This window comes from Arthrobacter sp. SD76 (assembly GCF_049726125.1).
GTDB lineage: Bacteria > Actinomycetota > Actinomycetes > Actinomycetales > Micrococcaceae > Arthrobacter > Arthrobacter nitrophenolicus.
This window is the reverse complement of the sequence record NZ_JBNBLR010000001.1, coordinates 2,912,258-2,936,393: the sequence shown is the minus strand read 5'-3', so window position 1 is coordinate 2,936,393 and position 24,136 is coordinate 2,912,258. Positions and strand designations below refer to the sequence as shown.

General features: G+C 67.2%; 15 protein-coding genes and 4 pseudogenes. 6 read left to right on the top strand and 13 right to left on the bottom strand.

What is annotated here, in order from left to right:
• Positions 1–356 precede the first annotated feature (356 nt).
• The 6 genes and pseudogenes from ACPEE0_RS14175 to ACPEE0_RS14150 all read right to left on the bottom strand — a co-directional run bounded on the left by ACPEE0_RS14175 (position 357) and on the right by ACPEE0_RS14150 (position 7,243).
• Positions 357–1,484: a GGDEF domain-containing response regulator gene (locus tag ACPEE0_RS14175; RefSeq protein WP_424574678.1), complete on the bottom strand. Its 1,128-nt coding sequence runs from the start codon at positions 1,482–1,484 to the stop codon at positions 357–359.
• A complete protein-coding gene (locus ACPEE0_RS14170) occupies positions 1,481–2,377 on the bottom strand; it encodes a response regulator (protein WP_424574677.1) in 897 nt (298 codons plus the stop codon). The genes ACPEE0_RS14175 and ACPEE0_RS14170 overlap by 4 nt, the downstream gene beginning before the upstream one ends.
• Positions 2,377–4,440 (bottom strand): ATP-binding protein, encoded by a 2,064-nt coding sequence (locus tag ACPEE0_RS14165; protein WP_424574676.1) that lies wholly within the window; start codon positions 4,438–4,440, stop codon positions 2,377–2,379. Before ACPEE0_RS14165 ends, ACPEE0_RS14170 begins: the two co-directional genes overlap by 1 nt.
• Positions 4,441–4,619: 179 nt before the next feature.
• Positions 4,620–5,818 (bottom strand): annotated as a pseudogene (locus ACPEE0_RS14160) (putative bifunctional diguanylate cyclase/phosphodiesterase).
• 5 nt (positions 5,819–5,823) lie between these two features.
• A complete protein-coding gene (locus ACPEE0_RS14155) occupies positions 5,824–6,807 on the bottom strand; it encodes a PAS domain S-box protein (RefSeq protein WP_424574675.1) in 984 nt (327 codons plus the stop codon).
• A gap of 166 nt (positions 6,808–6,973) precedes the next feature.
• Positions 6,974–7,243, bottom strand: coding sequence for a GlsB/YeaQ/YmgE family stress response membrane protein (locus ACPEE0_RS14150; protein WP_009372951.1), 270 nt, complete (start codon positions 7,241–7,243; stop codon positions 6,974–6,976).
• 217 nt (positions 7,244–7,460) lie between these two features.
• On the opposite strand from ACPEE0_RS14150, the gene ACPEE0_RS14145 reads away from it, so the two are divergent.
• The gene (locus ACPEE0_RS14145; protein ID WP_424574674.1) at positions 7,461–8,327 is read left to right on the top strand and encodes an HAD hydrolase family protein; all 867 of its coding nucleotides are present in this window, start codon (positions 7,461–7,463) and stop codon (positions 8,325–8,327) included.
• Positions 8,328–8,333: 6 nt separating this feature from the next.
• Here ACPEE0_RS14145 and ACPEE0_RS14140 read toward each other — a convergent pair whose 3' ends face one another.
• Both ACPEE0_RS14140 and ACPEE0_RS14135 read right to left on the bottom strand, forming a co-directional pair.
• A complete protein-coding gene (locus tag ACPEE0_RS14140; protein ID WP_424574673.1) occupies positions 8,334–9,749 on the bottom strand; it encodes a UDP-glucose dehydrogenase family protein in 1,416 nt (471 codons plus the stop codon).
• Positions 9,746–10,918, bottom strand: a complete 1,173-nt coding sequence (locus tag ACPEE0_RS14135) for a glycosyltransferase family 4 protein (RefSeq protein ID WP_424574672.1) — start codon at positions 10,916–10,918, stop codon at positions 9,746–9,748. Before ACPEE0_RS14135 ends, ACPEE0_RS14140 begins: the two co-directional genes overlap by 4 nt.
• A gap of 259 nt (positions 10,919–11,177) precedes the next feature.
• Between ACPEE0_RS14135 and ACPEE0_RS14130 the strand changes: the two genes are divergently transcribed.
• Entirely contained in the window at positions 11,178–12,023 is an 846-nt protein-coding gene (locus ACPEE0_RS14130; RefSeq protein ID WP_424574671.1) for a PRC and DUF2382 domain-containing protein, read from the top strand.
• 475 nt (positions 12,024–12,498) lie between these two features.
• Positions 12,499–13,810, top strand: a pseudogene (locus tag ACPEE0_RS14125) (DUF6350 family protein).
• Between the two features lie 21 nt (positions 13,811–13,831).
• On the opposite strand, the gene ACPEE0_RS14120 reads toward ACPEE0_RS14125, so the two are convergent.
• Positions 13,832–14,263: a hypothetical protein gene (locus tag ACPEE0_RS14120; RefSeq protein ID WP_424574670.1), complete on the bottom strand. Its 432-nt coding sequence runs from the start codon at positions 14,261–14,263 to the stop codon at positions 13,832–13,834.
• Between the two features lie 39 nt (positions 14,264–14,302).
• Here ACPEE0_RS14120 and purN point away from each other — a divergent pair, with 39 nt between their 5' ends.
• Positions 14,303–14,872: a phosphoribosylglycinamide formyltransferase gene (purN, locus tag ACPEE0_RS14115; protein ID WP_424574669.1), complete on the top strand. Its 570-nt coding sequence runs from the start codon at positions 14,303–14,305 to the stop codon at positions 14,870–14,872.
• Positions 14,873–15,013: 141 nt separating this feature from the next.
• Here the strand turns inward: purN and ACPEE0_RS14110 are convergent, their stop codons facing one another.
• Positions 15,014–16,366: an MFS transporter gene (locus ACPEE0_RS14110; RefSeq protein ID WP_424574668.1), complete on the bottom strand. Its 1,353-nt coding sequence runs from the start codon at positions 16,364–16,366 to the stop codon at positions 15,014–15,016.
• A gap of 141 nt (positions 16,367–16,507) precedes the next feature.
• Here ACPEE0_RS14110 and purH point away from each other — a divergent pair, with 141 nt between their 5' ends.
• Positions 16,508–18,193: a bifunctional phosphoribosylaminoimidazolecarboxamide formyltransferase/IMP cyclohydrolase gene (gene purH, locus ACPEE0_RS14105; protein ID WP_009372959.1), complete on the top strand. Its 1,686-nt coding sequence runs from the start codon at positions 16,508–16,510 to the stop codon at positions 18,191–18,193.
• A 281-nt stretch (positions 18,194–18,474) separates the two neighbouring features.
• On the opposite strand, the pseudogene ACPEE0_RS14100 reads toward purH, so the two are convergent.
• Positions 18,475–19,435: pseudogene (locus ACPEE0_RS14100) on the bottom strand (trypsin-like serine peptidase).
• 332 nt (positions 19,436–19,767) lie between these two features.
• On the opposite strand from ACPEE0_RS14100, the gene ACPEE0_RS14095 reads away from it, so the two are divergent.
• Positions 19,768–21,987, top strand: coding sequence for an NADP-dependent isocitrate dehydrogenase (locus ACPEE0_RS14095; RefSeq protein ID WP_424574667.1), 2,220 nt, complete (start codon positions 19,768–19,770; stop codon positions 21,985–21,987).
• A gap of 128 nt (positions 21,988–22,115) precedes the next feature.
• Here the strand turns inward: ACPEE0_RS14095 and ACPEE0_RS14090 are convergent, their stop codons facing one another.
• Positions 22,116–22,595 (bottom strand): hypothetical protein, encoded by a 480-nt coding sequence (locus ACPEE0_RS14090; RefSeq protein WP_424574666.1) that lies wholly within the window; start codon positions 22,593–22,595, stop codon positions 22,116–22,118.
• Positions 22,592–23,865 (bottom strand): annotated as a pseudogene (locus ACPEE0_RS14085) (serine/threonine-protein kinase). Before ACPEE0_RS14085 ends, ACPEE0_RS14090 begins: the two are co-directional and overlap by 4 nt.
• Positions 23,866–24,136 lie beyond the last annotated feature (271 nt).

Genomic DNA, 24,136 nt, shown 5'->3' with positions numbered 1-24,136 from the left:
TTCGCCTTAATCCAGCCCCATACTTGTGTTGATGCGGCCACTTTCCGCAGCCCCCGGCCAGGCAGGAGGAAGTGCATGGAAACCCTGAAAAAAGTCGTGACCAACCAGTATTTTCCCGCCGCTGCTGTTTTGACGGCAGTGATTCTTTTCTGGGCCGTGGGACTGCTGGGAGGTCTGTCCCTGCTGCATAACAACCAGCCGCCGCTGACCACGCTGACCTGGATGCTGTTCGTTTACGGCGCTGCGGTCCTCACGCCCCTCGCCGGCATGCTGGCCGCCGCGGACCTGCTCCGCCGGTGGCGCCTCAACCGTGCCGCCGCCGCTGAAAACGCCACTGAAACCGACGACGCCGGTGCCTACGTCAGTGCGGCAGTTCCGGAGAGCGCCGCTGAGGCAGCGCTCCCCGCCGAAGCGGCCGGTGCACGCCACGAGCCGAACCAGTACGCCGAAGGGCCGAACCAGTACGCGGAGCGGCCGGCCCAGCGCCAGGCGGCCGCGAAGAGGCCCGGCATCAAAAAGCCCGCCCTGAAGAAGGCCGGCAGCAAGAAGGCAGCCTGACCGGAGCGCAAACCGGGGTCAGCCTGCCAGTTCCACCCGGTTCCTTCCGGCCGCCTTTGCCGCATAGAGTGCCGTGTCCGCTGCACCCAGCAGTGCCTCCGGCTCCCCGCCCTCGGCGGGGAAAACGTCGAGATCCCGGCGCTGAGCCGCAACTGGCCTGAAGGGTCGCCCCGGTGGGGGATGGCAAGATCCCGCACGGCGTCCAGCGCCCGCTCCATGCAGGCCTTCGCGCGCAGCAGGCTTTGGTGCGGGAAGACCAGCAGGAATTCCTCGCCGCCGAACCGGTACACCCCATCGGACTTCCTGGCCTGCACCCTCAGGGCCGCGGCCACGGCGCGCAACGCAAGGTCGCCGGCCTGGTGCCCGTAAACGTCGTTGTACGCCTTGAAATTGTCCACGTCGCACATGGCCAGGCTGTACTGCTCCCCGTAGCGGACGCTGCGGGCATGCAGTTGCTCCAGGTCCTCAGCCAGCTTCAGCCGGTTGTGCAGCCCGGTCAGGGGATCGGTGCGCGCCTGCTGCGACAGCACCTTCCGGTAATGGGCGAGGTCCGCATGCAGGGTGGTGATCCGCAGTGCCACCAGCAGCCGGGCCCGCAGCACGAAGGGATCCAGCGGTTTGGTGACGTAGTCGTCAGCCCCGGCCTCGATCCCGGCCAGCACGTCATCACGGGAGTCCTGCGATGTCAGCATCACAATGTACGTGTACAGGTCCGCGCCCCGGGACCGGATGGCCCGGCAAAGGGCCAGCCCGTCCATGCCGGGCATCATCCAGTCCGTCACCACCACATCCGGCTGGTGCTCAAGATACAGTCCCCACGCTTCGTCGCCGTTTGCGGCGGCCAGGCAGTCATGCCCGGCGCGCTCCACGGCGGCCTGGGCCACCAGCAACGAACCGGGATCGTCATCGGCAACGAGGACTTTCATCCGTCCACCTCCAGCGCCGCGTCCAGTTCCGCATCCACCCGCCGCAGCTCTGCCTCAAGCCGGCGCACCAGGTCAATGCCGCCGTCGTGCTTTCCTGCCCGGCCCAGCCCCTCCAGCTCCGCGCAGATGGCAGCGGCCCTGCCGGCGCCGATATTGGCCGCCGAGCCCTTCAGGGCATGCGCCGCCCTCACCAGCGCCTCGCCGCCGCCGTCGTCCAGCGCGGCCTGCAGCGCAGCGATCCGTCCGGGCACGTCCTTCCGGAACGCTTCCACCGTGGCGGGCAGCAGCCCCCGGCCGTCGTCGGGACCCAGGCCGCGGAGCATGGCAAGCCGGTCCTGGTCAACAGCCCGGCGCTCTGTCGCGGCGCGGACGGCGCCGGTGACCGCCAGGGCCTGCGCGGCAGGTTCAGGAACCCACCGCGCCAGCGCAGCCTGCAGCGCTGCCGCATCCACGGGCTTGGCCAGGTAGTCGTCCATGCCCGCGGCGAGGCACCGTTCCCTGTCCCCGTCCAGTGCGCCCGCTGTCATCGCGATAATGGGCAGGCGGAAAGTTCCGCCGCGGCTGCGGATCACACGGGTGGCCTCGAACCCGTCCATGACGGGCATGTGGCAGTCCATCAGGACTGCTGAATAGCGGGTGGAGGCGGTGGCGTCCACGGCTTCGGCCCCGTTGGAGACGACGTCCACCGTGTAGCCGAATTTGTTGACCGTCGCCTGGGCCACCAGCTGGTTGACCTCGTTGTCCTCCACAATCAAGATGCGCCCGCGGTGCTGGCTGTCCCCTGGGGCCGCGGCCTGCAGGAGGCCGGACGCGGCGGCAGGCTGGACGGTTTCGCTGGTGGACATGAGGCGGACCAGCCGGTTGTAGAACTCGGAGCTGCGGACGGGCTTCATCAGCCACTCGCGGACCCGGCCCCGGTGATTTCGGCCGTGTTCACCTGCATTGTGGAGGTGAGCATGATGAGTTCGATGTCCGCCAGGCGGGCATCGGCCTTCATGCGCCGGGCAAGCTCCAGGCCGTCGGTGTCCGGCATGCAGAAGTCCAGCACGGCCAGATGGAAGGGCTCTCCGGCGGCGCTCGCCTGCCGGGCCCGGTCCAGTGCAGTGGCGGCGTCCGGCACGGCCTCGGGCTGGAGCCGCCAGCCGCGCAGCTGGGACTCCAGGACCAGGCGGTTGGTGGCGTTGTCGTCCACCACCAGAACGCGCAGGCCGTTGAGGAAGCCGGCAGCGGGAACGGGATCGGTGGACGGCGGAGCCACGGGCAGCGGCAGCCGGAACCAGAAGGTGCTGCCCTTGCCGGGGACGCTGTCCAGCCCGATGTCGCCACCCATCGCCTCGGTGAGCCGGCTGCTGATGGCCAGGCCCAGTCCGGTTCCCCCGTAACGCCGGGTGGTGGAGGCATCCGCCTGCGAGAACGATTCGAACAGCTTCCGGTGGTGGGCGGGATCGATGCCGATGCCGGTGTCCCGGACCTCGAAATGGACAGCGGAAATGCTTCCGGGGGCGGCCTCGGGATTCTGCGTCGTCACCCGGATGGAAACCTCCCCGGACGCCGTGAACTTCACCGCGTTGGAGGCGAGGTTCAGCAGGATCTGCCGGATCCGGCCTGAATCGCCCTGCAGGCGCGCCGGCACATCCGGCTCGCAGTAGCCGATCAGCTCAAGGTTCTTGGCGAGGGCCGGCTCGGCCAGGAGCCCGGCCACCTCTTCCACGAGGACCCGGGGGTCGAACGGACGGATATCCAGGTCCACCTTGCCGGCTTCCAGCTTGGAGAAATCCAGGATGTCGTTGATCAGGGCCAGCAGCGATTCGCCGGCACCCCGCACGCCCTGGGCGTACTGCTTCTGGGTCTCGTCCAGCGGTGTTTCGAGGAGGAGGGCGGTCAGGCCCACCACTCCGTTCATCGGGGTCCGGATCTCATGGCTCATGGTGGCCAGGAACTCCGATTTGAGCCGGCTCGACTCCATTGCCGCTTCCCGTGCCGCCTCCAGTTCCCGGGTCCTGGCCGCCACCTCGTCCTCCAGGCCGCTGGTCAGCCGGATGTTCTCAAGGACGATGAGCACCTGCCGGACGAGCACGCACACCAGCAGCGCAGCCCCCACCACAACCAGGAACGGTTCAAGTCCGGACAGGTGCGGGACGGCGAACAGGAGCACGGCCAGCACCAGCGGAGCATACGGGAGCAGCTCCAGCGCCAGGGTGTACCCGGTACGGGCCGTGCCGGCGCTTTCCACGTACGGTGCCATGGGCGCCAGCGCGATCAGGAGGAACGCGACAATCCATCCGAGGGCGAGCGGCGAACCCGTGGCGCCCGTGACGCCGTCGAACGTCATGCGCACATAGATGCTGTCTGTGACCGCGAGGACGAGCATGCCGCCGCCGAAGCACAGGAAAGGCAGGCGTTCGCCGGGCTGCCGCCGCATGGCCAGGACCAGCACCAGTGAGGTGATCACCAGGTCGACTACCGGATACGCCATTCCGGTCAACCGGGTCAGCGGATCACCCACCGAGTCGAAGGCGGGCCCCAGCGCGGTGTACCAACTGACCACCAGCACAGAACCTGCCACCACGGCGGCGTCCATCACCGCCCGGTACAGCGCCACCCGGTTGCCGGCGCGCCTCTTGAACGCGAACAGCGCGACGACGGCGGGCACCGAGTAGCCGATGAATCCGGCGTCGGCCAGGGACGGGAAGGGGTAGACGTGGTTGAAGGCCAGCCCGTAGTACGCGTACACGGCCATCCCGGCCGCCCAGACGAAGACGGCAATGGACATGAAGGTCCAGGCCCGGGCGTTCACTCCGCCCAGCCGGGCGGCCCGGGCGCAGCTTGCCCCGGCCAGCAGCGATGCCGCAAGGATCAGGACATCTCCCGTCACCAGCGCATGGGGCGTGCCGCTGTTCGCGGCGAAGTACAGTGCGAGCGCCGCAAGCCCTGCGGCCGCCAAGAGGCCCAGCATGCCCAGGCGCGCCCTGCCCGCGGTGGACTTCGTTCCAAGAGACCAGCCTGAGACACGGACGAACCCTTCCCCCTACCGGCGCCCTGAGCCCCCAGCCGGGCCCACCCGAGACCTGGGTGGAGGCGCCTCCCTATGATATCCCTCACACCTCAAGGGCTGCTGTCCGGCTGCACCGGAAACTACCTTCCCTTGAGGGCCTGGAGGGCTTCCTCTGCCCGCCGCAGGGCGTGGTCCAGCCGTTCACCGGGCTCGGGGAGCGAGAACAGGTACCCCTGCAGGGAGTCGCACTCCAGCGCCGTCAGGTAGTCCGCCTGCGCCGCCGTCTCGACGCCCTCCGCCGTCACCGTCAGCCCGAGGCTGTGGGCCATGTTGATCATTGAGCTCAGGATGGGCAGCCGTTCCTCGCCGGTGCGGACCATGGACACGAAGGACTTGTCGATCTTCACGGTATCCACGGGAAGGTCCTGCAGCCTGCCCAGGGAGGAGTAGCCGGTTCCGAAATCGTCCAGGGCCACCCGGGCGCCCGCGTCCCGCAGTGAGCTGAGTTGCTTGATCAGGCTGCAGTCGGCGTCGAAAAAGACGCTCTCGGTCACCTCCAGCACCAGCTGGTAGGCCGCCACGCCGCTGGCCTCTGCAAGGTGGAGCACCCCCTGGGCAAAGTCCGGATCCTGGAGCTGGACCCGGAGACGTTGACCGAGAGGGACCGCGAGGGATCCTCGCTGAGCCACCCTGCCAGCTGCACCATTCCCAGCGCCATCACCTCCGCGCCGATTTCGTTGATGAGCCCGGTGCGCTCAGCCAGCGGGATGAAGATCGACGGCGGGATGCGCTCGCCGCCGCGGTCCCACCGTGCCAGCGCCTCGAACTTCACCACCTGTCCCATGCGGTGCGAAACGATGGGCTGGAAATCTACGCTGATCTGGCCGCGCGGAACCGCGAGCTGCAGGGCGCTTTCCATGTCCGTGCGCTGCACGAGCGCAGTCATCATGTCCGGGTGGAACCGCAGGAACCGGTTCTTGCCGGCCGCCTTCGCCGCGTACATCGCGATGTCCGCCTGGCGCAGGAGTTCGGACGGGCCCACGCTGTCCTGGGCCAGCGACGCGAGCCCCAGGCTGAGGCTGGGGCGCAGCACCGCGCCGTTGATGGTCAGCGGAACATGCAGGCAGCGGACGATGCAGGCAGCGATCTCATCCGCGTCGGGGCAGGCGGTGAGCAGCACCACGAATTCATCGCCGCCCAGGCGTGCGACGACGTCGGCGGTGGGGACGCAGCCGCGGAGCCGGCGGGCCACCTCCACCAGCATGTCGTCGCCCGCCTGGTGGCCCAGGATGTCGTTGACTTCCTTGAAGTCATCAAGGTCCAGCAGGAGGACGTCCACGGCCTTCAGCCGCGGCTCCTGCAGCGACTCGGCCAGGGCGTCATTAACACAGCCCTGTTGGCCAGCCCGGTCAGGGGATCCTGGAATGCCATGGCACGCAGTTTCTCCGCCTGCGCCGCGAGGTCCAGCATGGCCTGCTGGGCCTGTTCCTGGGCCTTCCGCCGGGGCGTCACGTCGCGGAAGCTCCACACCCGGCCCACAACGTTCTCGCCCACCCGTTGCGGCCGAGAGTACCGCTCGAAAGTCCGGCCATCCTTGAAGTCCAGGACATCGTGGCTTTCGGCTTCCGGGTCCTCCTCCAGTTCCGTCAGCCGGGCCATGAAGGCAATGGGGTCCGCCACCTGCGAAACGATGAGCCGCATGACGGGTTCCTCGCTGTCGCCCTTCAGGAGCTCCGCGGGGATGTTCCACATGGTGAGGAACTGGTCGTTGTAGCCTGCCACGTGGCCCTCGGAACTCATGACCAGGATCCCGTCGGCAGTGGACTCCAGGGTGGCCGTCAGCAGGGACATGGCCTCCCGCAGGTCCGCGTCCGCGGCCTGGCGGTGTGACGTACCCCGGACGGACAGGAGCAGGCGCGTGCCGGCGGGGATCCCGTCGTCGTGCCCTGCCTGCCCGGCCTGGTCTGCCTGGCCTGGTGCGTGATCGCGCCCGCCGGACGGCACCAGGGAGCACGCCACCTCCGCAGGGAACTCCGTGCCGTCCCGCCGCAATCCCCGGACCTCCAGGGGCGGTGGATAGCCGCCGGGCTCGAGGGTGATCCGGCGGAGGAGCCGGTCCACGTCGTCGCCGAACCCGGCCGCCAGCAGCGTCCGGTAGTTGCGCCCTGCCAGTTCCCCGCGTGGAAACCCGAAGAGCCGGGCCGCCGCGGCGTTGGCGATGGTGATGGTGCCGTCTGCTGAGAGCGCCAACAGGGCGTCCGGATTCGCGTCCAGGATCGCGCTGAATGCCCGGACCGCCAAATTTTCCGTGTGGCTCGAATCAGCCATGACACCACCCCCCTCGCACATCATAAATGCGGACCCGGGACTTTCGCCGGGAGGGGGAAATCGGTTCCCATTAGTTATCCGGAAGTTTGCTCCCGGAAGGACGGGACGCAAAAAACGCCGTCCCCCGATGGAGGACGGCGTTTTGCGTTGGGGAAGTATGGTGCGGCTACACCCTGCGGTGGCTGCGGTTGGTGACTGCCCCGTAGACCAGCAGGACGATGACGGAACCGAGGATGGCCAGGAGCCAGGTGCGGATATCGAAGAACTCCGCCAGCCCGCCGCCGAAGATCAGTGAACCGATCCAGCCGCCGAGGATGGCCCCGACAACCCCGAGGACCAGGGTGACCACCCAGCCGCCGCCTTGGCGGCCCGGCAGGATTGCCTTCGCAATAGCGCCAGCGATCAGGCCCAAAATGAGAAATCCAAGAATGCCCATGTTGTCACTCCTTAATCAGTAAGTTGTGCCGGGCCCCCATATTCCGGTGTGCTAATTCAATCAGTGTGCTTACATGCCTGCAAGGCCTCAAAGATCACAGGATGACTGTCACTTTTCCCGCCGCATGCCGGCTTTTCCAGCCCGGGGACGGCAGGAAATGCCGGTTGCCGCCTTGGATAGGATGAAACTGTCCCCGCAACAGACCAAGGAGTCCGGCATGTCCAGCCAGCGAACCGTCCGGCCGCGTGCCATATTCCTCGACATCGATGGTACGTACGCCGACCATGGGCTGGCCCCGGAAGCCCACGTCGAGGCCGTCCGGACAGCGCGCCGGAACGGCCACCTGGTGTTCGTGTGCACCGGACGCCCGCTGTCCATGGTGCCCGGCCACATCCTCGCGGCGGGGTTCGACGGCGTGATCACCGGCGCCGGAGCCCGGGTGGAAATGGACGGCGAGGTGCTCAAGGACTCCCGCTTCGAACCGGATGTGGCCGCCCGGATCGTCGAGACCCTGGATGCCCACAATGCCGCCTACATCCTGGAAGCGCCCGAGGCGCTGCACGGGCGCACCGGCGTGGATCGGCGCCTGCGGGAGGTGCTGGGACCCGTCTTTGCCGGACGCCCGCAGCACGACGGCATCCTGAGCACCGACGTTGATCCGCTTGAGGACATCCTGGGGCCTATGCAGTACGGCGACGACCTCACGTCGGTTTCCTTCGCCAAAATCTCCTGCTTCGACTCACCGGTGCCGCTGACCGGCCTCATGCACCACTTTGGTCCCGAAGTGGGGCTGATCCCGAGTTCCCTCTCCGCGCTGGGCGACCGCGCCGGGGAGATCTACATGGCCGGAACGCACAAAGCCGTGGGCATCCAGGTGGTGGAGCAGCGGCTGGGGCTGAAGCGCGAGGACATTGTGGCGATCGGGGACAGCGCCAACGACATCGAGATGCTGGAGTACGCCGGCACGGGCATCGCCGTGGAGGGCGGCCACCCGGGCGTGCTGGCCGTCGCGGACAGGGTGACCCCCGGTCCCGCCGGTAACGGTGTGGCGCTCGCGTTTGCCGAGCTGGGGCTGCTTACGTAGGAGGTCCTACCGTGCCCGGGAGGCCGGGACGCGGTCGGTGGCAGGAGCGGTGGTCGCGGATGCGGCGCCGCCTGTAGGCATCCCGGCATTCGTGCCGAGGCCGCGCACAACCCAGCCACCGGCCCGCCAGGCATCGGCGTCCAGCACGTTGCGTGCGTCCAGCACCACCCGCCGTCGGACCAGCCCGCCCGCAACGCTGGGGGAGAGCTGCCGGTATTCGTCCCATTCGGTCAGAAGCAGCACCAGCTCCGCCCCCTCCAGCGCGCGTCCGGTGGAGGTTTCGAACCGCAGCCGGGGGTACCGCCGCCAGGCCTGGTTGACGGCTTTGGGATCCGTCACGGTCACGTGTGCCCCTGCGGCCGCGAGCCTGTCCGCCACGTCAAGGGCTGGCGAGTCGCGGATGTCATCCGTGTCCGGTTTGAAGGACGCCCCCAGCACGGTCACCGACCGGCCGGCCAGGGTTCCGCCGCAAAGCTCCGCTGCCAGGTCCACCGTCCGGGACCGCTGCCCGAGGTTCACCTCATCCACCAGGCCCATCCAGTCCTCCACGGCGGTAACGCCGTGACCGGCGGCCTGCGACCGGAAGCTGCGGATGTCCTTGGGCAGGCAGCCGCCGCCAAAGCCCAGCCCGGCATGCAGGTACCGGTTCCCGATCCTGGGGTCCAGGCCCATCGCCTCGCTGAGTTCGCCCACGTCCGCCCCGGAGGCGTCGCAGAGTTCGGCCACGGCGTTGATGAAGCTGACCTTGGTGGCCAGGTATGCGTTCGCTGCCGACTTGATGAGTTCCGCCGTCGCGAAATTGCAGACCAGCCGCGGAATCCCGGCACGGAGCAGCGGCTCATACACCGCGTCCAGCGCGGCTGCCACGCCCAGCGGCGCGCCGGTTGACGGATTGAAGGCGGCGCCCCGGCCGCCGTCCACTCCATAGACCAGCCGGTCCGGCACCAGCGAGTCCTTCACCGCGGTGCCCTGCCGGAGAAATTCGGGGTTCCAGCCCAGCAGCACGTCCGGCCGCCGGGCCAGGACTCCGCGGAGCATCTCCACCGTGCCCACCGGCACGGTGGATTTACCGACGACGACGGCGCCCGCGGCCAGGTGCGGCAGCAGCGTTCTCGCGGCGGAAACCAGGAAGGTGAGGTCGGCGGCGTCGGACGTTTTGTCCTGGGGAGTCCCTACACAAAGGAAGTGGACCTGCGCATCCTTCGCGTCGGCGGCATCGGTGGAGAAGCGCAGCCTGCCGCTGCTGCGCCCGTCCCGGAGCAGTTCGTCCAGTCCCGGCTCATGGAAGGGGGGGACCCCGCGGCCCAATTGTTCGACTTTGGCGGGGTCGACGTCGATACCCACTACCGTGTGGCCCATGGATGCCAGGGTGGCGGCGTGGACGGCGCCAAGGTAGCCGCAGCCGATGACCGAGATTTTCACTGAGCTGCCCCTGTCGTTGAAACGGATGTCCGTGAACCGGCTGACCGTCCTGCCCGTGATTCCGCCAGCACGTCCCTGTAATGGCGGACCAGTTCGGCACAGAGTGCGGGCCAGGTCCTGTCCTGCACCGACGCATGGGCCGCGGTGGCGAACGCCCGGCGTTTGGCGTCGTCACCCATCAGGTCCAGGACCCGGGCGCGAAGGGCGGACAGGTCGCCTGGTTCGTAGAGCCAGCCCGTCCGGGAGTTCTCCACCAGGTCCAGGGGGCCGCCGCGGCCCGTGGCCACCACCGGCACCCCCGATGCCATGGCCTCCTGGATGGTCTGGCAGAACGTCTCGAACTCGCCGGGATGGACGAACAAGTCGAAGGACGCCACGGCGCGTGCCAGGTCCTCGCCGCCCAGGAAGCCCGTGAAGGCCGCGTCCGGCAAGGCCTCCTGCAGGGTGGCCCGCTGGGGACCGTCGCCCACGATCACCAGTTTCGTGTTGGGAATCCCTGCCAGGGCTGCGAGGTCCTCAACCTGCTTTTCCACGGCGAGCCTGCCCACGTAGCCGATGATCCGCTGGCCGCCGGGGGCCACCGAAGCCCGCCACCCGTCGTCGCGCTTTGCCGGCGAAAACCGGGCGGTATCCACGCCGCGGCGCCACATCTGCACCCGGGGGATGCCGCGGCCGCGCAACTGGTTCAGCGCGAACGTGGACGGCACCAGGGTGCGGGAGGCCAGCAAATGGATGTTCTCGACCCGGTTCCAGGCCCAGTTCTCCAGGAACGGCACCCCATACCGGGCGGCGTAGCTGGGAACTTCGGTCTGGTAGATGGCCACGGTGGGGATCCCCAGCTGGTGGGCTGCCTGCGCCGCCCGCCAGCCGAGGACGAACGGTGAGGCTAGGTGGACCACGTCCGGTGCGTAGTCGGCAAGGATTCTCTTGACCCGGTACACACCGCCCATCGCCACCCGGACATTCGTGTATCCCGCCAGCGGCACGGCGGGCAGGCGGTGGACCGCGGCACCCTTGACCTGGTCCGGTGCTTCCCCGTCCTGGGTGGATGGCGCAATGACCAGGACGTCATCGCCCCGGTCCTGCAGGTGGTCCAGCACCCTCAGGATGGAGTGCGTCACCCCGTTCATCAGCGGCAGGAATGATTCAGCAACAATTGCGATCCTCACCCCTCCACCGTGGGTGCCGGCCCTGACGCAGCGGGGGAGAACGCGTGACCCGGAGGGAAAGCTTGGGTGAACTGCAGGAGGGCAGGTTCAAGAAAATTACTAAGTAGGCTTTTCATTTGATGCTAAGCATGCTTACGGTAGGGGGGCAGCCAGTACTTACAGCCTCAAGCAGCCGGGGCGGTGTCCGGCACGGGAACCCCCGTGCCGGACAATCCACAGCTGGCGAGACCCAGTGCAACGACACATCCAAGGAGACGTCATGCTCAACCGGGAAAACATTGAAGACCTGCTCAACAGGAACGGCAACGTCGTCGGCTCCGACGGCGAGAAGATCGGCTCGATCGGCCAGCTGTACGCGGACGACGATACGGGTGAACCGACGTGGGTCACCGTAAAGACGGGGCTTTTCGGCACCTCCCAGTCCTTTGTTCCCGTTGAAGGCGCGCACACCCAGGACGATGACCTGGTGGTTCCGTACACCAAGGAACACGTCAAGGACGCACCGCGCGTGGACGTGGACGGCCACCTCACCCCCGAGGAAGAGGACCGCCTGTACACCCACTACGACCGTGGTGCCCGCACCTACTCCGACGCCCGGGACGACGTGGACCTCCAGGGCGACGCCGACCTCAACGCCGGTACCCCGACGGCCGGCATCGGCCGGGACCGGGATCTCACTGACCGCGACAGGGGTACGGTGGGCCATGACACCTCAGGCCCCAATACCGACGACGCGATGACCCGTTCCGAGGAACGGCTCCATGTCGGCACCGAGCGCGAAGCTGCAGGCCGGGCCCGGCTGCGGAAGTATGTCACCACGGAACACGTCACCAAGACCGTCCCTGTGCAGCGTGAGGAAGTCCGCTTGGAGCGCGAACCCATCACCGACGCCAACCGCGGCGATGCGATGCGCGGACCGGACATCAGCGAAGAAGAGCACGAGGTGACCCTCCACGAGGAGCGCCCCGTGGTCGAGAAGGAAACCGTGCCGGTGGAACGGGTCCGCCTCGACAAGGACGTGGTCCAGGACGAGGTGCGGGTCGATGAGGAAGTCCGCAAGGAACACATTGACGCTGACGGCGTGGACCGCGACCGCCGGCTGTGACAAGACGGGGGTGCGCTGACGTTGCGCCCCGCTGACCGCGGCAGGGGAAGACCTGCTGCAGTCCGCCGAATGTAAAGAGACGACGCCGGGAGCCTACTTGGAGGCTCCCGGCGTCGCCGTGCTTGCAGAATTCATGAAAACGCTGGTGCAGCCTCCGCCGAAACGGCGGCTGCACCAGCCAGTAGGACGAATATCTTCAGAACTTATTGTTCATCTCTCATTCGCGGCTCCTGTTTCCCGGCTTACGGTTTCCGGGCCCTCGCCGGCCTGCTCTCGATGCCGCTGTTCATTCACCGGACGGAGACCAGCCGTACTCTCGATGTACCCTCGGGTGCCGGCGTTTGCAGTAAAACCCATTTTACGGCGGACCCTGCAAAAAAAGCGCCGGGAAAAAGCCGGGCAACCAGCGGTTGATGCCGGCCGCAAGCCTGTCGCTTCCAGGCCTGGCGGACCCGCCGTGACACCATGGAACACGATGAAACTGCGCGCCGACCAGACCGGAGACCGTGGCCTCCCCATGCCCCTGTGGCTGCAGGGTGCCCTCGAAACAGTCCAGGCAGCTGTCATTTCCGCGCTGGTGGTGATCGCGCCGATCATTGCCGTCTGGGCCACCGCAGGCTTCCAGGACGGGCATTTCGACACCCTGGCCCGGCTCGCCGGGCAGTCCTGGCTGCTGGTCCACGGTGTGCCGCTCGCCCTCACGGCCGCGGGGTCGGACACCGCTGCCCATGGTGAAGCCGGCCTCCTGACACTCGTTCCCCTGGGGCTGACCCTGATCCCGTTCCTGCTGGCGTGGCGTGCGGGCCGGCGCCTGGCGCGGGCGTCTTACACGGACCAGCTCTGGCAGGCGCTGCTGGGATCGTGGCTTGTCTACTCCGCCTTCGGTGTGGCCACCGGCTTCGTGTGCCGCACGGCCGACGTCGGCATCAACCTGGGACACGCCATGCTGGTTCCCTGTTCCCTACGCCCTGGGAATGGTGATCGGCGCCCGCCGCGAGGCCGGGTCCTGGAGCCGGCTGATCGGCGTCGACGCTGTGGACTGGATCTCACGCACCAGCCAGCATTCCCGCTGGGCGGGCTCCTACTTCGCTTCTGTTGCCAAGGCAGGCTTTGTGGCTGTGGTGTCCGCCCTGGCGCTTGCCTCGGCGTTGCTGGCCGTGGACTTGTTCATCCACTGGAACCTGGTGGTCGCCGTTTATGAAGCGCTCGACGCCGGCGCGATCGGAGGTGCGGCCCTCACCGTTGCGCAGCTTGGCTACCTGCCCAACCTTGTGGTCTTCGCCCTCGCGTGGACGTCCGGGTCGGGTTTTGCGATGGGGGTCGGCTCGCAGGTGGGTCCCCTCGGCACCGCCGTCGGACCGCTGCCCTCCATCCCCGTGCTGGCGGCCATTCCGAGCGGGCCGCTCGATTATGCCGTCGTTGCCCTGGTCGTCCCGGTGCTGGCCGGCGTCCTGGCGGGGTGGTGGTTCCTCCGGGAAGGCGAGAACCATTTTGACGAGTGGCTTGCCATCAAGATCCGGGCGCGCTGGTTCACGGCTTCCATCTCCACCCTGGTGCTTGGCGTGCTGACCGGGCTGGCTGCCGGGCTGCTGGCTATGGCGGCGGCCTGGCTGGCCCGTGGTTCGGCAGGCATCGGGCGCCTGAGGGAGATCGGCCCGGACCCGTTGTGGACGGGAGTCTGGGTGGCCGCCGAGGTGGGTGCCGGCGTCGTGATTGGCTATGCAGCGGGTCCCTGGCTGGAACGCGAGCGGGCCGCTAAAGAAGAGGACGCCGAACTGGTCCACTGAAGTGGACGCCGGAGGCGGATGCTAGGGGAGCTGCGCGGGCAGCGACTTCTCAAGCTGTACGCGGCAGGCGGTCTGGGCCTGGTCCGTCAGGGCCCTGCCCACGCACGCCTGGTATTCACGGATCTCGTCGAAGAACACCGCCGTCACGACGATCAGCAGCACCAGGATGGCCGAGACCACCATCCCCGAGATGGTGCCGATGAGGACGAGCTTGGACTCCCGCAACCGTATTGCCCGGACCAGCAGGACCACGCCCAGGGCCAGGCTGGCGGCCGTGAGGATGGCCGTGAGCCAGAGGTAGTTGACGTCCAGCTGGTAGACGAAGAACGCGCCCAGGACCGAGACGACGAACATCCGGAACAGCGTGTGGGTCCTGGCGAGCGAGGCTTTTGCCGCCTCGCTGAGCGGAGCTCTGGTCCGCTGCTGCTGCGCCGGTTCGGGGTTGCTGTTCATGTTTTCCAGCCTACGCGAGGCTGCCCATAAGCTAGACCAATGCGCATCGTAGTCCTCGTTTCCGGCACCGGGTCCAATCTCCAGGCAGTAATTGACGCGGTGAAGGCCGGCGAACTGGACGTCGAGATCGCTGCCGTGGGTGCCGACCGCCCGGGGACCTACGGCGTGGAACGCTCCGCAGCCGCCGGCATCCCCACGTTCGTGGTGGACTTCAAGGCCTACCCGGACCGCGCGGAGTGGAACAGCGCGCTCACCAAAGCTGTGGCTGCCTTCGAACCGGATGTTGTGGTGTCCTCCGGCTTCATGCGGATCGTGAGCCCTGAGTTCATCGACGCGTTCAACGGCAAGTACCTGAACACCCATCCGGCGCTGCTGCCCGCGTTCCCCGGGGCCCACGGTGTGCGGGACGCGATGGCGTACGGCGTGAAGGTCACCGGCTGCACGGTGCACTGGGCCGACGCCGGCGTGGACACGGGCCCCATCATCGCCCAGGAAGCCGTGGCCGTCGAGGACGGCGACACCGAGGAAACCCTGCACGAACGCATCAAGGTGGTGGAGCGCCGGCTCCTGGTCTCCACGCTGGCAGACCTCGCCGCCGCCCAAGCCTGACCCGGGGACCTGACCCGGACCCCTGACCCGCCGTCGACGCGCAGGTTACTTTTCGACGCTCACATGCACGGGCGCACCTGAAATATACGGTGCGCACATGCATATGCGTGTCGGCAGCGGATCAGCGCGTCGAAAGCGGCCCTACTCGAGGCGGCGCTGCTTGGTCTCGGGGGAGAAGAATGCCATCCACAGCACAGCCAGCAGCACCAGTCCGCCAGCCAGGGCGAAGGACGTTGCGAGGCCCAGCTCCGGCCAAAAGTAGTTGGCGAAGATGAGCGGGCCGAAACCTGCCCGAAGCCGTGAGAACGTGGACGCCCAGCCGAAGCCGGAGCCGCGCAGCTCGGTGGGGTAGAGCTCGGACACGTAGGCGTACAGCACCGGGATGGCCACCTGCACCACGAACCCGAACACCAGCAGCCAGAACACCGCGGCCGTGGGGATGTCCACCACAAACGCCACGATCACCAGGGTCAGCGCGGACAGCGGGCCGGTGATGGCAAGGATCCACTTTCGGCCCACCCGCTCCACCAGGAGCGCGGCGACGATGACGCCCAGCAGTCCCACGGCGGCCATGGACGCGGTGGTCACGAACGCCTTGTACTCGGCGAAGCCGGCGCCGATCAGGATCCGCGGCATCCAGGTCAGGGACAGGTAGTAGACCAGCAGGATGCTGAAGAACAACGCCCATGCCGCAGCGGTGATCTTCCAGTTGAACTGCCACACGGACCGCAGCTGGGTCCACGCGCTGCCGGCCGAGAGCCGCGGGACGTCCTTGGCATCCGGCAGGCTGTAGGCGCGGGGCTCGGCCCCGGTTGCTTCCACCAGGCCGTCGATGACTTTTGCGGCTTCCTCCCGCCTGCCCTGGCGGATCAGGAACAGCGGCGACTCGGGCACGCTCCGCCGGACCCAGAAGACGAGCAGTGCGGGCAGGACCATCACCAGCATGGTCAGCCGCCAGTCGCCGTACAGGGCCACCAGGCCGGCCGACACGAAGCCGGCGAGGGCGGCTCCAATGGGCCACCAGCCGTCCATGGCCGTCAGCACCTTGCCGCGCTGCTTCCGCGGCGTGAACTCGCCCACCAGTGCATAGTCCACGGGAATGCACCCGCCCAGGCCAAAGCCGGCCATGAACCGGAACACGCAGAACCAAATGAAGTCGGGGGAGAAGGCGCCGAACACGGTGAAGAGCGAGAAGATCAGCAGCGTGGCCGTGAATGCCTTCTTGCGTCCAATGGTGTCCGCGATGGTGCCCCAGACGAAGGCGCCGAGGGCCATGCCGATGAGGTTGGATGTTCCCACCCATGCCACTTCACCCGGTGTCAGTGCCCAATGCGTGGAGAGCAGCGGAATGAGGATGCCGTTCAGGGTCACATCCCAGGCATCGAACATGAACCCGAGCCCGCCGATCAGGAAGATCCTGCCCTGGACTTTCCATCGCCAGGGCAGTTCCTGGACCACCTGTTCGCCGCTGGGCACAGTGGTGTAAGTATTCATCGCAGCCTCCTGGGAAAACTCTAGCCGCGCCCGGGGGCGTTCACACTCAGGCGGACACGCGGGGCAACCTGCGCTTCGCGATAAACTGGGCCTATCCCCACCAACCGCGGCACTGTTCCGCGAGATAAGACGGAGACATTTGTGAGCTTCACGCAGCATGAGCGCGTATCCATTGACCGTGTTCCCATCCGCCGGGCGCTGATCTCGGTTTACGACAAGACCGGTCTGGAGGAACTCGCCCAGGGCCTGCACGCAGCGGGAGTGAAGCTGGTCTCCACCGGCTCCACGGCCAAGAAGATCGCCGCCGCGGGCATCCCCGTGCAGGAGGTTGAGGAAGTCACCGGCTCGCCGGAGATGCTGGACGGCCGCGTCAAGACGCTGCACCCGCGGGTGCACGGTGGCATCCTGGCGGACCGCCGCGTGCCCGCCCACATGGAAACGCTCAGCCGCATGGAGATCGAGCCCTTCGACCTGGTGGTGGTGAACCTCTACCCGTTCGTGGAGACCGTCAAGTCCGGCGCGGCCCAGGACGACGTCGTCGAGCAGATCGACATCGGCGGCCCCGCCATGGTGCGGTCGGCAGCGAAGAACCACGCCGCCGTCGCCATTGTGGTGGACCCCTCCTTCTACGGCCAGGTGGTGGCCGCAGCCGCTGAGGGCGGCTTCGACCTGAAGACCCGGCGCCGGCTCGCCGCCAAGGCGTTCGCTCACACCGCTTCCTACGACAACGCGGTGGCAACCTGGACGGCCAGCCAGTTCCTGGACGAGGACGGCGACGGCGTCATCGACTGGCCCGCCTACGCCGGCCTCTCGCTGGAGCGCTCGGAGGTCCTGCGCTACGGCGAGAACCCGCACCAGCAGGCCGCGCTCTACGTGGACAAGGCCGCCCCGGTGGGCATCGCCCAGGCGGACCAGCTGCACGGCAAGGCCATGAGCTACAACAACTTCGTGGACGCTGACGCGGCCCTGCGCGCAGCCTTCGATTTCAGTGAGCCCGCCGTGGCCGTCATCAAGCACGCCAATCCCTGCGGCGTGGCCGTGGGGTCCGCGGACGCCGCCGACCCCATCGCCGATGCGCACGCCAAGGCGCACGCCTGCGACCCCGTTTCCGCGTTTGGCGGCGTGATCGCAGCCAACCGTCCGGTCACCGCCGGCATGGCCAACACCGTCAAGGACATCTTCACCGAGGTGGTCATCGCGCCCGGCTTCGAGCCGGAAGCCGTCGAGATCCTGTCGAAGAAAAAGAACATCCGCCTGCTCTCCCTGCCCGAGGGCTACGGCCGGTACCCCACCGAGTTCCGCCAGGTGTCCGGCGGCATGCTGGTCCAGGTCACCGACAAGGTGGACGCCGACGGCGACAACCCCGCCAACTGGACCCTGGCCGCCGGCGAGGCGGCGGACGAGAAGACCCTCGCGGACCTCGCATTCGCGTGGACCGCCTGCCGGGCCGCGAAGTCCAACGCCATCCTGATCGCCAATGACGGTGCCGCCGTCGGCATTGGCATGGGCCAGGTCAACCGCCTGGACTCCTGCCGCCTGGCGGTGGAGCGGGCCAACACGCTGGGCGTGACGGTGGAGTCCGACGTCGACGGTGCGGGCGGCGCCTCCAACGCCAGCGGATCGAACGCCCCTGAGCGCGCCCGCGGCGCCGTGGCAGCCTCCGACGCGTTCTTCCCGTTCGCCGACGGGCTGCAGATCCTGATCGACGCCGGCGTCCGCGCCGTGGTGCAGCCCGGCGGTTCCGTCCGGGATGACGAAGTGATTGCGGCAGCCAACGCGGCCGGCATCACCATGTACTTCACCGGTGCGCGCCACTTCTTCCACTGATCCCCACCGGCCCCCTAACGTCGTGGGCCCGATTAAACGAACGACGGCGCCTGTCCCCGCGAAGGGGGCAGGCGCCGTCGTTCGTGTTGGGGCACATGTCCGAGGACCCGGCTTTGTCAGCGTCCGCGTCCCTCTGCTTGAGACGCGGACCCTCCGCCGGGAGCCGGAGCTCCCGGGGCCTGGCTTCTGCCATCCGCTGCTTTGTCCAGTACTCGAGGATTTCCTCGTGGGTCTGGGCTGCGTCTCCGTGCGTGACGGAGCCCTCCCCGGCTGGCTCGCTGCTAGGAGATCGCTGCACTTTGGTACGTCGCCTGGATGACCGTGCCCCAGTACGGGCCGTACATGACGTTGGAGCCGCTGTAGCCGTAGCTGTTGATCGAGTTCTGGACGCCGGAGGAGCTGGTGCCGATGAACCACGGGCCGCCGGAGGAACCGCCGGTCATGTCGCAGGGGATGCCCTGGGTGCCGAACTGCGGGTTGTTGGCGTCGTTGCTTGCCGTTCCTGTGCAGCTCTTCAGTGTCTCGCCGTTAAGGGGCGGGCCGCTGGGTAGCCGAAGGACTTGTAGGTGAGCCCGCGTGCCTGGTTGAAGGCGACGCCGGAGCCACCGACGACGTCAGTCAGGTTCTTGCCGCTCAACTGGTTCATGACGGCGAAGCCGGTGTCATAGGCCATATCGCCGTTGGAGCTCCACTGGGTGGGGCGAAATACTTCCGCGCCGTCCACTTGCCGTAGGGGGCAGCACCATTTTCATAGGCAGGGACGAAGATGAAGTTCGTGGCGAATGCTCCCGGGCCTTCATTGAGGCAGTGCCCTGCCGTGGCCACCGTGCTCTCGTTGACCGACGAGACAGCATTGCCGGAGCATACATAGTTCGCGCCGCCCAGGGTGAAGAAGACCTTGCCGATATGCTTCACAGGGGCCTCGCTGGCTGCGATGGTCTGCTTGCCGCGAGTGGGGCTGACCTGCGAGCCCTTGCCCTTTTCGACGGGGACGGCGGAGCGGTTGCCGCGCTCCAGGGCCTTGCCGGCCAGGACGTCGCCCGGGATGGCTGCCTTCATCTTGTCTGCTGTCCAGTACTCTGCCGCGCCGGTGTCCTCGACGGTGACACTGGGAGTGGCCGGCGTGTTTTTGTCATCTGTGGCGTCCGGCGCGGCCGAGGCTCCGCCAGCCGTGGCAACTGCCAGAACGGCTGCGGCTGAAAGGCTCAGGAGGCCCGAGGCGAGAGACCTGGTGCGTGTCATTGGTGTCCTGTCTGAACGGGGTAGCGGCCCCGGTGCGGGCCGGAGAGTGACGTAGCGAATTTACCCGTCACATGACAAGTTTGTAAATAGTAGTGACGTATCATGTAGGGCTTCCCGCCGAGTGCGCCGGCGGGATGGGGCAGGGATTACGACGGCGGGATGGCGCCTTGGTGCGTGCCGCCGTCGGGCATTCTGCATCGCTGTAATCCTGCTCACCGCGGGGTAATCAAGCGGCTCCAGTAAGGCTCAAACCCGCGTCCTCGGGTAAGTTGTAGATGGTGAAATAGACCGACATTTCACAACCAAGCCGACCCACAGGGAGACGCCCGCGCATGTCCAAGATTATCTACACCCACACCGACGAAGCGCCGATGCTGGCTACCTATTCGTTCCTGCCCATCATCGAGGCGTTTGCTTCGACCGCAGGTGTGGAGGTGGAGACCCGCGACATTTCGCTCGCCGGCCGCATCATCGCCGTGTTCGGTGACTACCTCACCCCGGAGCAGCAGATCGGTGACGCCCTTGCTGAACTGGGTGAACTGGCGAAGACGCCGGAAGCGAACATCATCAAACTGCCGAACATCAGCGCATCCATCCCGCAGCTGAAGGCCGCCATTGCAGAGCTGCAGGGCCAGGGCTACGCGCTGCCGGATTACCCGGACAACCCCTCCTCGGACGAGGAGACGGCAATCCGCTCCCGCTATGACAAGATCAAGGGCTCCGCCGTGAACCCGGTCCTGCGCGAGGGCAACTCGGACCGCCGCGCACCGCTGTCCGTCAAGAACTACGCCCGCCAGAACCCGCACTCCATGGGGGCCTGGACCGCAGACTCCAAGACCAACGTGGCCACCATGGGCAAGGACGACTTCCGTTCCAACGAGAAGTCCGTGGTTGTCGAGTCCGAGGGCACCGTCGCCATCCAGCTGGTCCGTGAGGACGGCTCCGTGAAGGTCCTGAAGAAGGCGTTCCCGGTCCTGGCCGGTGAGGTCATCGACGGCACCGTGATGCGCGCCGCCGCCCTGGACGAATTCCTCAAGGCCCAGGTTGCCCGCGCCAAGGAAGAGGGCGTGCTGTTCTCCGCACACCTGAAGGCCACCATGATGAAGGTTTCCGACCCCATCATCTTCGGCCACGTGGTCAAGGCCTACTTCTCCGAGCTTTTCGAGACCTACGGCAAGCAGCTCGCCGCCGCCGGCATCAGCCCGAACAACGGCCTGGCCGCCATCCTGAGCAGCCTCGAGGACCTGCCCGAGGACGTGCGCGAAGGCGTCCAGTCGCTCATCAAGAAGGGCATGGAGGATGGCCCCGCGCTCGCAATGGTGGACTCGGACAAGGGCATCACCACCCTGAACGTCCCGTCCGACGTCATCGTGGACGCGTCCATGCCGGCCATGATCCGCAGCTCCGGCCACATGTGGGGCCCGGACGGCAAGGAAGCCGACACCCTGGCCGTGCTGCCGGACAGCTCCTACGCCGGGATCTACCAGGTGGTCATCGATGACTGCCGCGCCAACGGCGCCTACGACCCCACCACCATGGGCACCGTTCCGAACGTTGGCCTCATGGCCCAGGCCGCCGAAGAATACGGCAGCCACGACAAGACCTTCGAAATCCAGGAACCGGGAACCGTCCAGATCGTTGACGGCTCAGGGAACGTCCTGGTCGAACACCAGGTTGCCGAGGGTGACATCTGGCGCGCCTGCCAGACCAAGGACCTCCCCATCCGCGACTGGGTCAAGCTGGCCGTCACCCGCGCCCGCGCCTCCCAGACCCCTGCTGTGTTCTGGCTGGACGAGGAGCGCGCGCACGACGCCAACCTCATCGCGAAGGTGAACGAGTACCTGAAGGACCACGACACCGAGGGCCTGGACATCCAGATCATGTCCCCGGTCAAGGCCATCGCCTACACGCTCGAGCGGATCCGCAAGGGCCAGGACACCATCTCCGTGTCCGGCAACGTCCTCCGCGACTACCTCACGGACCTGTTCCCCATCCTGGAACTGGGCACCAGCGCCAAGATGCTCTCCGTTGTTCCGCTGATGAACGGCGGCGGCCTCTTCGAAACCGGCGCCGGCGGCTCCGCACCCAAGCATGTCCAGCAGCTGCTGAAGGAAAACCACCTGCGCTGGGACAGCCTCGGTGAATTCCTGGCCCTGGCCGTGAGCTTCGAGCACCTGGCCACCACCGCAGGCAACGCCCGCGCACAGGTCCTGGCAGACACCCTGGACCGTGCCACCGGCACCTTCCTGCTGGAAAACAAGTCCCCGAGCCGCCGCGCCGGCGAGCTCGACAACCGGGGCAGCCACTACTTCCTGGCCCGCTACTGGGCCGAGGAACTGGCCAAGCAGACGGACGACGCCGACCTTGCCGCCGCCTTCAGCTCCGTCGCCCACGAGCTGACCTCCAAGGAGGACACCATCGTTGGCGAGCTGGCCGAGGTCCAGGGTTCGCCCGTGGACATCGGAGGCGACTACCACCCGGACGACGCCAAGGCTTCGGCAGTGATGCGCCCGTCGGCCACACTGAACAAGGTCATCGCCACCCTGAACTAGGTGACGACCTCGCTGCGGCAGGCGTAAATGACAAAGGAGGCGGTGTCCCGGTAACCGGGCACCGCCTCCTTTAGCATTTCAGGTGAAGGGCTTGCCGTCGGCCGCATGCCAGCACGGCCTGCGGCCGCTTAATCGTTGCCCTTGCCTTTGTCACCCCTTTTGTCGTCGTCCTTGCCGGCCTCCTGCGGCTGGGGCTCCGGCACAGGAGATGGCGCCGGCTCCTGGACGGCCGGGGGAGGAGTCTGGGTCGCGGCCTGTTCGGCTGCAGCTTTCTCCGCTGCCGCCTTTTCCGCAGCGGCAATCGCATCCTCGATGTCCGCACGCACAGCGGTGGCGATGGTGGTGATGCTTCGCCGCCGCTCCTCGGAAATACCGCCCCTCGCTTGGGCGGCCTCCAGCTCGGCATCGAGCCCGTCCAGCGCCGTCAGCGCTGCCGCGGGGTCGCTCTGCGATGAAGCCTGGGTCACCTCCAGGACCCTGGCCTGGAGCTGGCGGGCGGTGTCACGCTGCAGTCCCGTCTCCGCGGCAGCGCAGCCGGTGAGCAGGCCTGCTGCCACTAAAGCGGCCGACCAGCCCAGCGCCAGCCGGTTGCCGCGGCTTAACCTCACGGTTCCACGCTTTTCTGCAGTTCTTCCAGATGCTCGCCCAGGACGCCGGTCACCTCGGGATAGGGCACGACGTCGGCGGGAGACTGGGCGTTGAGCGTCATCATGACCGCGGCTACAGCTGCGGCAACCACCACCAGCCCCAGGATCACAGCCAGCCAAAAGCGCTTGGTCCGGGTTTGCGGGTGCAAGGAGGATGCCAGTGCAGGATCATCCGCCGGTGCCGGTGCGGGTCGCGCGGCGGATGGCCCAGTTGGGGATGCTACGGGTTCCTTGTGTGCTGCTGCAGGAGCGGGCTCTTCGGGGGAAGCAGCGGCCTCGCGGATTTCATCCACCGATTCCTCGGCGGTGATCGACGGCGGGTGGAAGGGCATGGCGGGCAGCACCCTGGTCGTCTCCGGCGCCAGTTCCCCGGGGGTGGAAGCCGGCGATACCAGAGCCTGCCGCAGCGCGGTCTCGATGTCTGCCGCGGCCGGCCGTTCCAGGGGCTCGATGGCGGTCATGGAACGGATGAGGTCAGCCCATTCGGAAGGGACGTCGTCCGGGATCTCCGGTGCGCGGTGCAGGCGGGCAACCGCCGACTCCACCGCGCCGCCCGGGTACTCCACCGCGCCCTTGATGCATTCCAAAAGAACGAGGCCCAGCGAGTAGATGTCGGAGGCGGGGAGAGGGGCTGTCCCATGGCCTGTTCCGGACTGAGGTATGCGGCCGTGCCCACCATGGTTCCGGTAGCTGTGAGCCGGGTCGAATCGGCGATCCTGGCAATGCCGAAGTCTGTGAGCTTCGGGCGCAGCGGTTCGCCGGGACGGATCTGGACCAGCAGGATGTTGGCTGGTTTGATGTCCCGGTGGATGATGCCGAGCCCGTGGACATATGCCAGGGCGTCGGCGATGCCCGCGCCGATGACTGCCAGCTCCTCCAGCGGGACCGTGCTGTGCCGGATCCGGGTCCGCAGGTCCTGGCCCTCAACCAGTTCCATGGTCAGGAAGGGCCGGGGCTCGTCCGGTATGCGGTCATCGATGCCGGCGTCAAAAAGAGTGACCAGGCCCGGATGATTCAGCGTGGCCAGCAGCTGGATTTCCGCTTCCTGGCGCTTCAGTTCATCGGCGTCCGGCGCCTGTGGTGCGAAGAGCTTGAGGGCTACATCGCGGCCCAGGTTTTCGTCCCGGGCGCAATAGACGGATGACATTCCGCCACGGCCAATAACTTCACCCAACCGATAACGTCCGCCAACCACTTCATTCGTAATGGAGCTAGGCGATTCCGCCACCATGACCGTTCCTCCCGGTGCGCTGCCGCACTGTCGTACTCAAAATTATACGGGGGCTACGGCAGAACTAGCGATCGGCCCGGACGTGCCGGCGCGGGCACACCGGCGGTCCGGAGGCGAACTAGGAACGTTCGCCACCGGACCGCCAGCCACAAGGACATGTGTGCTGAGGACATGTTTGCGTCGAATTTTGGTGCGTCTAGGCGGTCCTCCTCTCCCTCAGCCTGCTGGTTGCTGCCGTGTCAGGCGCAGGGGTGCAGGCGTAGTCAGATTC

Excerpts from the sequence above, each read along its gene's own strand:
- ACPEE0_RS14095 (WP_424574667.1), top strand. The coding sequence starts at position 19,768 with ATGTCCAAGATTATCTACACCCACACCGACGAAGCGCCGATGCTGGCT.
- ACPEE0_RS14175 (WP_424574678.1), bottom strand. The coding sequence starts at position 1,484 with ATGAAAGTCCTCGTTGCCGATGACGATCCCGGTTCGTTGCTGGTGGCC.
- ACPEE0_RS14145 (WP_424574674.1), top strand. The coding sequence starts at position 7,461 with ATGTCCAGCCAGCGAACCGTCCGGCCGCGTGCCATATTCCTCGACATC.
- ACPEE0_RS14170 (WP_424574677.1), bottom strand. The coding sequence starts at position 2,377 with ATGAAGCCCGTCCGCAGCTCCGAGTTCTACAACCGGCTGGTCCGCCTC.
- ACPEE0_RS14130 (WP_424574671.1), top strand. The coding sequence starts at position 11,178 with ATGCTCAACCGGGAAAACATTGAAGACCTGCTCAACAGGAACGGCAAC.
- ACPEE0_RS14110 (WP_424574668.1), bottom strand. The coding sequence starts at position 16,366 with ATGAATACTTACACCACTGTGCCCAGCGGCGAACAGGTGGTCCAGGAA.
- ACPEE0_RS14165 (WP_424574676.1), bottom strand. The coding sequence starts at position 4,440 with ATGCTGGGCCTCTTGGCGGCCGCAGGGCTTGCGGCGCTCGCACTGTAC.
- ACPEE0_RS14150 (WP_009372951.1), bottom strand. The coding sequence starts at position 7,243 with ATGGGCATTCTTGGATTTCTCATTTTGGGCCTGATCGCTGGCGCTATT.
- ACPEE0_RS14120 (WP_424574670.1), bottom strand. The coding sequence starts at position 14,263 with ATGAACAGCAACCCCGAACCGGCGCAGCAGCAGCGGACCAGAGCTCCG.
- purN (WP_424574669.1), top strand. The coding sequence starts at position 14,303 with ATGCGCATCGTAGTCCTCGTTTCCGGCACCGGGTCCAATCTCCAGGCA.
- ACPEE0_RS14155 (WP_424574675.1), bottom strand. The coding sequence starts at position 6,807 with ATGGCTGATTCGAGCCACACGGAAAATTTGGCGGTCCGGGCATTCAGC.